This is a genomic window from Hymenobacter metallilatus (assembly GCF_003944705.1).
GTDB lineage: Bacteria > Bacteroidota > Bacteroidia > Cytophagales > Hymenobacteraceae > Hymenobacter > Hymenobacter metallilatus.
Genome location: NZ_RWIS01000034.1, coordinates 1 through 566 on the forward strand (window position 1 = coordinate 1; position 566 = coordinate 566).

At 48.6% G+C, this 566-nt stretch carries 2 tRNA genes; both read right to left on the reverse strand.

The features are described from left to right. Positions 1–216 precede the first annotated feature (216 nt). Positions 217–290 (reverse strand) — tRNA-Ala (locus EI290_RS22220). A gap of 32 nt (positions 291–322) precedes the next feature. Continuing rightward, a tRNA-Ile gene (locus tag EI290_RS22225) sits at positions 323–396 on the reverse strand. Positions 397–566: the final 170 nt, after the last annotated feature.

Sequence of the window (566 nt, forward strand, 5' to 3'; positions counted from 1 at the left end):
TCTCTACTTCTGTAGAGGCCCTGTTCGTAAACAGGGCCGGCTCCGGGTGACTAACACTAGGTTAATCACACGTATTTGTGTTCTCTTTCTTTTTCTCGCTTTTCCTCTATGTCAAAGAACGTCTGCCACTCCCAATTGGAGGGCAAAGTATAGATAAAGCATTTGCTCATCTACAAAATACTCTTAACACTTAACATCCGTTTGATGTCATTAGTGTGGAGAATAACGGATTCGAACCGTTGACCCCCTGCGTGCAAGGCAGGTGCTCTAGCCAGCTGAGCTAATCCCCCATTATCTGAACCTAGCCATTTGCTAAGTAAAGTGGGCCTGCCTGGACTCGAACCAGGGACCTCTACATTATCAGTGTAGCGCTCTAACCACCTGAGCTACAAGCCCGGGTCGACTCGCGGAGTCGAATCCGTGAAAAGATTGAATAAAAGGAAAAGACAACAACGGTTACAGGTAATCAGTACAATCAGGGGGTAGGATGCCCCAGCTAGTCAACCGAGTCGAACAAGCTCCAGAAAGGAGGTGATCCAGCCGCACCTTCCGGTACGGCTACCTTG